At 69.9% G+C, this 5,139-nt stretch carries 6 protein-coding genes; 1 reads left to right on the plus strand and 5 read right to left on the minus strand.

What is annotated here, in order from left to right; translation table 11 throughout:
- Positions 1-97: 97 nt before the first annotated feature.
- The 5 genes from coxB to L0H79_RS20575 all read right to left on the minus strand — a co-directional run bounded on the left by coxB (position 98) and on the right by L0H79_RS20575 (position 4,472).
- Positions 98-1,087: a cytochrome c oxidase subunit II gene (coxB, locus tag L0H79_RS20555; RefSeq protein WP_301486502.1), complete on the minus strand. Its 990-nt coding sequence runs from the start codon at positions 1,085-1,087 to the stop codon at positions 98-100.
- Between the two features lie 153 nt (positions 1,088-1,240).
- Entirely contained in the window at positions 1,241-1,915 is a 675-nt protein-coding gene (gene aat, locus L0H79_RS20560) for a leucyl/phenylalanyl-tRNA--protein transferase (protein ID WP_301486503.1), read from the minus strand.
- Between the two features lie 9 nt (positions 1,916-1,924).
- Positions 1,925-2,911, minus strand: coding sequence for a carbohydrate kinase family protein (locus L0H79_RS20565; RefSeq protein ID WP_301486504.1), 987 nt, complete (start codon positions 2,909-2,911; stop codon positions 1,925-1,927).
- Between the two features lie 9 nt (positions 2,912-2,920).
- A complete protein-coding gene (locus L0H79_RS20570; protein ID WP_301486505.1) occupies positions 2,921-3,679 on the minus strand; it encodes a metalloregulator ArsR/SmtB family transcription factor in 759 nt (252 codons plus the stop codon).
- Between the two features lie 25 nt (positions 3,680-3,704).
- On the minus strand, positions 3,705-4,472 hold the full coding sequence (locus tag L0H79_RS20575; RefSeq protein ID WP_301486506.1) for a DsbA family protein: 768 nt from the start codon (positions 4,470-4,472) through the stop codon (positions 3,705-3,707).
- A 100-nt stretch (positions 4,473-4,572) separates the two neighbouring features.
- Between L0H79_RS20575 and fdxA the strand changes: the two genes are divergently transcribed.
- On the plus strand, positions 4,573-4,917 hold the full coding sequence (fdxA, locus tag L0H79_RS20580) for a ferredoxin (protein ID WP_301486507.1): 345 nt from the start codon (positions 4,573-4,575) through the stop codon (positions 4,915-4,917).
- The last annotated feature ends 222 nt before the right edge of the window (positions 4,918-5,139 follow it).

Here is a 5,139-nt window from a genome sequence, read left to right on the forward strand (position 1 = left end):
TCAGTCGTCGTGATCACCCGGATGATGCGCTGGCCAGGCGTCGGACGAGGCGCGGAGGTCTGGGGCGGCGTTGGCGTGGAGGTCAGCGTCGCAGCGCTCATGGGGTAATACCTTCGGTGAGGGCGGGACCGGGAACGAGCGTCTCGTCACCTCGGACGAGCTTCTCGCGGCTGGCGTCGACGGGGATCTGGCCCTTCTGCCCGATCTCGGCCAAGTGTGCCATCTGCTTGTCGTACTCCTCCTGGGAGACGACCTCGACCATGAAGAGCATCTCCGAGTGGTAGGCGCCGCAGAGCTCCGCACACTTGCCCTGGAACTCCCCCTCCTGCTGGGTCACGACCTGCATCCGGTTGGTCTTGCCCGGGATGATGTCGAGCTTGGTCAGGAACGCGGGGACCCAGAAGCTGTGGATGACGTCGCGGGCGTTGAGGACGAACTCGATGCGTTTGTTGACCGGCAGGTAGAGGACGGGCATCTGTGCCCGGGCGCCGGGCTCACCGTTGAGCTGGGTGTGCACGCCGCTCTCGTAGACGTTGGAGTCGACGTAGTTGAAGTCCCAGCTCCACTGCTTCGCGACGACGCTGATGGTGACGTCGGGCTTCGCGCTGACGTCGGTCAGCTCGGCCTCGTCACGGGCGGTGTAGTAGAAGAACACCGCGACCATGAAGATCGGGATGATGGTGTAGAGCAGCTCGACCGGGATGTTGTAGCGCAGCTGTACCGGCAGGGTGTCGTCGCCCTTGCGCTGACGGAACCGAATGGGCGCGTAGAGCATGAGGCCCCACGTGATGACGCCGACCGCAAGGACGGCGATCCAGCCGCCGATCCACAGCTGCGTGACGATGTCCCCGGTGTTGGAGACCGCTTCGGGCAGGAAGCCGTTGGACAGCTTGCCCTGACATCCGGTGAGGGCGACTGCGCTGACCGCGGCGATTCCCAGGACTCGGGCCCACCGCCGCCGCCGTGTCACCACTGGGGTGTCAACGTGCTGAGGCACCACGTGCACCTTTCGTTCGGAACGCGTGCCGACGAGGGCCGGCGCGCGCTCGAGCAGTTCGGAGTTCTCCACGGACACGGTCGTGCCCACACGCATGCACCCTACCCCCACCGGTTCGTCGGTGTCGGGAGGGGCCGGTTACTTTTTGACCGGCCGCGCCGGCACCCATCCCCTCCGTTGGTATGCCGCCCTCTTTCCTGCGCCGAGACGGTCCCGTCGCTCTTGCCGCGCAGTGATCCGGGCTCAGCGCCACGGGGCCGGAAGTGGCACGTCGAGCGAGCGGCCGAGCAGCTCCCGGTAGCGCCGCCGGGACACCTCGGTCACCCCGAGCGAGGCCAGGTGAGCGGTGCGCCACTGGACGTCGATGAGCCGCTCGGAGCGACCGTCGGCTGCCAGCAGCTCGTGCAGGTGGACGAGGGCCGCCTTGGAGGCGTCACGCAGGCGATGGAACATCGACTCTCCGGCGAACAGGCCGCCGATCGCGACACCGTAGAGGCCGCCGACGAGACGGTCGTCCTGCCAGGACTCGATGGAGTGGGCCCAGCCGGCCTCGTGGAGTCGCACGTAGGCCTGGACGACCTCGGGGGTGATCCACCGACCGGGTCGGCTCGGATCCGCGCAAGCCCGCACGACCTGAAGGAACTGCGTGTCGACGCGGATCTCGAATCGGGGAAGCATCTTGTGCAGTGACCGGGACACGCGCAGGTCGCCCATGCGCAACACCCCCCGCGGATCGGGTGACCACCACCCCATGGGGGGCGAACCGTGCTCGCCCACCCCCATGGGGAAGACGCCCTCGCGGTAGGCCTGGTAGAGCGTGGAGACCTCGAGGTCGGCGCCGACCCCGACCAGATCCTCCCCGGGTGGCACCCGGTCGAGGTCGAAGTCCCAGTGAGAGGGGTGGGGCGGCTGCGGCACGGCTCGCCGTCAGGCCCTCGAGGCGCTCAGATGCGGGCCGATCTCCTCCGCTGCCTCCACGCCGTAGGCGTCGGCCAGCCGCTCGAGGAACTGGGGGATGCGCAACGAGTACTCCTGGGTGCCCACCGTCTCGATGACATAGGTCGCCAGCATGGAGCCGAGCTCGGCGCACCGTCGAGTCGGCAAGGCAGACGCGAGTCCGGTGAGGTAGCCCGCGCGGAAGGCGTCCCCGACACCGGTCGGGTCGGCCCGGCGCACCTCGCGTGCGGCGCTGACCTCGACGGGCTCCTCGCCGCGGACCCGGACGGTGACCCCGTCCTTGCCACGGGTCTTGACCTGTACCCGCACCCGGTCGGCCAGCTCCTCGGGGCTCCAGCCGGTCTTCTGGCACGCGAGGTGGGACTCGTACTCGTTCGTGAAGAGGTACTCGGCCCCGTCGATGAGGCGACGGATCGAGTCACCGTCCATGAACGCGAGCTGCTGCGACGGGTCGGCCGCGAAGGCGATCCGCCGGGAGCGGCACTCGTCGGAGTGCCGCAGCATCGCGATCGGGTCGTTGGGTGCGACGACGACGAGGTCGAGACCGCCGACGCGCTGCGCCACCGGCCCGAGCTCGATTTCACGGGCCTCGGCCATCGCCCCGGCATAGAAGGTGGCGATCTGGGCCATGTCGCGGTCGGTCGTACAGACGAAGCGGGCCGTGTGCTGCGACTCCGAGTAGTGCACGGAGGTGCAGTCGACCCCGTGCCGCTCGAGCCAGGACCGGTAGTCGGTGAAGTCCTCACCCACCGACCCGACCAGGATCGGGCGTTGGCCGAGGTTGGCCATCCCGAAGGCGATGTTGGCTGCGACTCCGCCCCTGCGGACCTGCAGGTCCTCGGTGAGGAAGGAGAGAGAGATCTTGTCGAGCTGCTCGACGACGAGCGAGTCGGCGAAGAGGCCGTCGAACCTCATGAGGTGGTCCGTCGCGATGGATCCGGTGATGGCGATCTGCACGACTGCAACCTAGCGCGGCGCCTGCTCGCCGGGCGTGGTCGCCGGTCGACTTGGTCGGGTCGCGAATCGCGCGAGGCATCGGCTCGGGGAGACGAGCGGATCGAGCCGCGCCACGCCCACCGGAGCCCCGAGCTCGTCGAGCATGCCCTCCATGAGCCCCCGGTGCACGGCGCAGACGACCTCGAGGTGCCCCTCTGCGACCTCGAGGAAGGGACAGTTGGTCACCTCGACCGTCACGTCCGGCAGCCGAGCCCCGTCCTCGACCGGCCTGGAGTCGAAACCCAGGCGGTCGAGGGTCTCGACGACCGTGGCCACCGCGCCTCGCGCCTCGCGAAGGTCCGCGCCATGGCCCGGCGCATCCGCCCCGGCGGCCCCGGGTTCGCGCACCAGGAACCGTCCGTAGTCACGTCCTGCCTCGAGGCCTTCGCCGCCGGGGTCGTCCGCGTGCCGGGCCAGGTGCCGGCTCAGGATCTCGGCAAGGAGCCGGTAGCTGCGGTGCGCCGCCTGCGGCGCGCCGCGAGTCGCCGCATAGTGCACCTGGGGACGGCCCGGACCGCGTCGCTCGACCGGTGCGCGTTCGGCCAGACCGCTGGCAACCAGTCCGTCGAGATGGAACCTGGCGGTGTTGAGATGGATGCCGAGCCTCTCGGCGACCTCGGCCGCGGTTGACGGAGCACGCAGGTCCTGGAGCGTGCCGAGCACCCTCGCCCGGGTAGGGCCGAGGCCATGCGCCCGGTCCGCGACGGGCTGGGCGGGTGTCGTCGTCATCGCAGCAATGGTCGCACGTCGGGTCTCAGGCGGCGCCGACGTCGGCCGGGTCCAGGCCCGCGTCGGCGCCCCTCGGGTCGAGACCCGCATCGGCCACGAGGCGCCCGACACGGTCGACGGCCGCGACGCCGTGAACGGGCTCCTCGCCGTCGACGATGACGACCGGCACGACCCCGGCCACCGACGGGTCGTGCTCGGCGGTCCGCTGCCACGCGGCGCGCCAGTCCCGGATCGTCTGCCAGCCGGCCTGGGTGATCGGGCCTCCGGTGACGTCGATGGCGTAGCCCCACGTGCTGAGCAGCTCGCTCGTCGACGTGCCGCGGCGTATCTCGTCGACGAGCAGGGTCCGCACGATCCGTGGGTTGTTCAGGTCGATGCCCCGGCGCCAGAACGCCTCGAAGAGCAGCCGCCGGACGGGAGCGGCAACGCCTGCGACGTAGGCCTCGGCGTAGCCCGCCGTGGCCGCAGCGGTGAACGGTACGAACCCGGCGAGGGCCCGCGGGAGCACCTCCCCCGGCAGGAGGTGCTGCTCGACCCGGGGCAGCTCGGTGCGCAGCGCCGCGAAGCGGTCCGTGACGTCGACCGGGCTCAGGACGTGCCACGGGTCGTGCTCGATGGTGCGCCAGTCGATCTGCACCCCCGCGGAGCGCAGCACCTCCGTCCGCCGCCACGTCAGATAGCTCCACGGGCAGGTGAAGTCGCCGTACGCGACGATCCGGGACGCGCCCACGCCCGGCGCGCCCGATGACTGCGCCGGTCGGTCCGGGTGAACCTGAGGGTCATTGGTGGACATGGGCTTCTCCTGTCGCGATCCGGGTCGTACTCTTAGTTTTGACAATAAGTTTGTCACAACGACCGTTCGTGAACAAGGGAGTGACGAAGGTGAGCACCGCATGACCTACGTGATCGGCAGCCCGTGCATCGACGTCAAGGACCGCGCCTGTGTCGAGGAGTGCCCGGTCGACTGCATCTACGAAGGCAACCGCACCCTCTACATCCATCCCGACGAGTGTGTCGACTGCGGCGCGTGCGAGCCGGTCTGCCCGGTCGAGGCCATCTACTACGAGGACGACCTGCCCGGCGAGCTGCAGCCCTTCCTGGCCGACAATGCCGCCTTCTTCGAGGACACCCTGCCGGGGCAGGACGAGCCGGTCGGCTCCCCCGGGGGAGCCGCGGCGCTGGGTGTCGTGCCGTCCGACACCCCGCTCGTGGCCGGGTGGCCGCAGCAAGACGCCTGAGCCAAGGCGTGAGAATCGACCGAGCGCCAGCGAGGGAGGACCGGAGCGCCGATTCGGCTCAGGCGCAATGGGAATGGCGCCTGAGCCTGCTTGCCGGACGACAGGGTGAGGATCGACCGAGCGCCAGCGAGGGAGGCCCGGAGCCCGGAGGACGGCAAGCCACCGGGAAGGCGTGAGGATCGACCGAGCGCCAGCGAGGGAGGACCGGAGCGCCGATTCGGC

The organism is Intrasporangium sp. (assembly GCF_030452765.1).
Classification (GTDB): Bacteria; Actinomycetota; Actinomycetes; order Actinomycetales; family Dermatophilaceae; genus Intrasporangium_A.

Coding starts and splice junctions, on each gene's coding strand:
- L0H79_RS20570 (WP_301486505.1), bottom strand. CDS start 3,679: ATGACGACGACACCCGCCCAGCCCGTCGCGGACCGGGCGCATGGCCTC.
- fdxA (WP_301486507.1), top strand. CDS start 4,573: ATGACCTACGTGATCGGCAGCCCGTGCATCGACGTCAAGGACCGCGCC.
- L0H79_RS20575 (WP_301486506.1), bottom strand. CDS start 4,472: ATGTCCACCAATGACCCTCAGGTTCACCCGGACCGACCGGCGCAGTCA.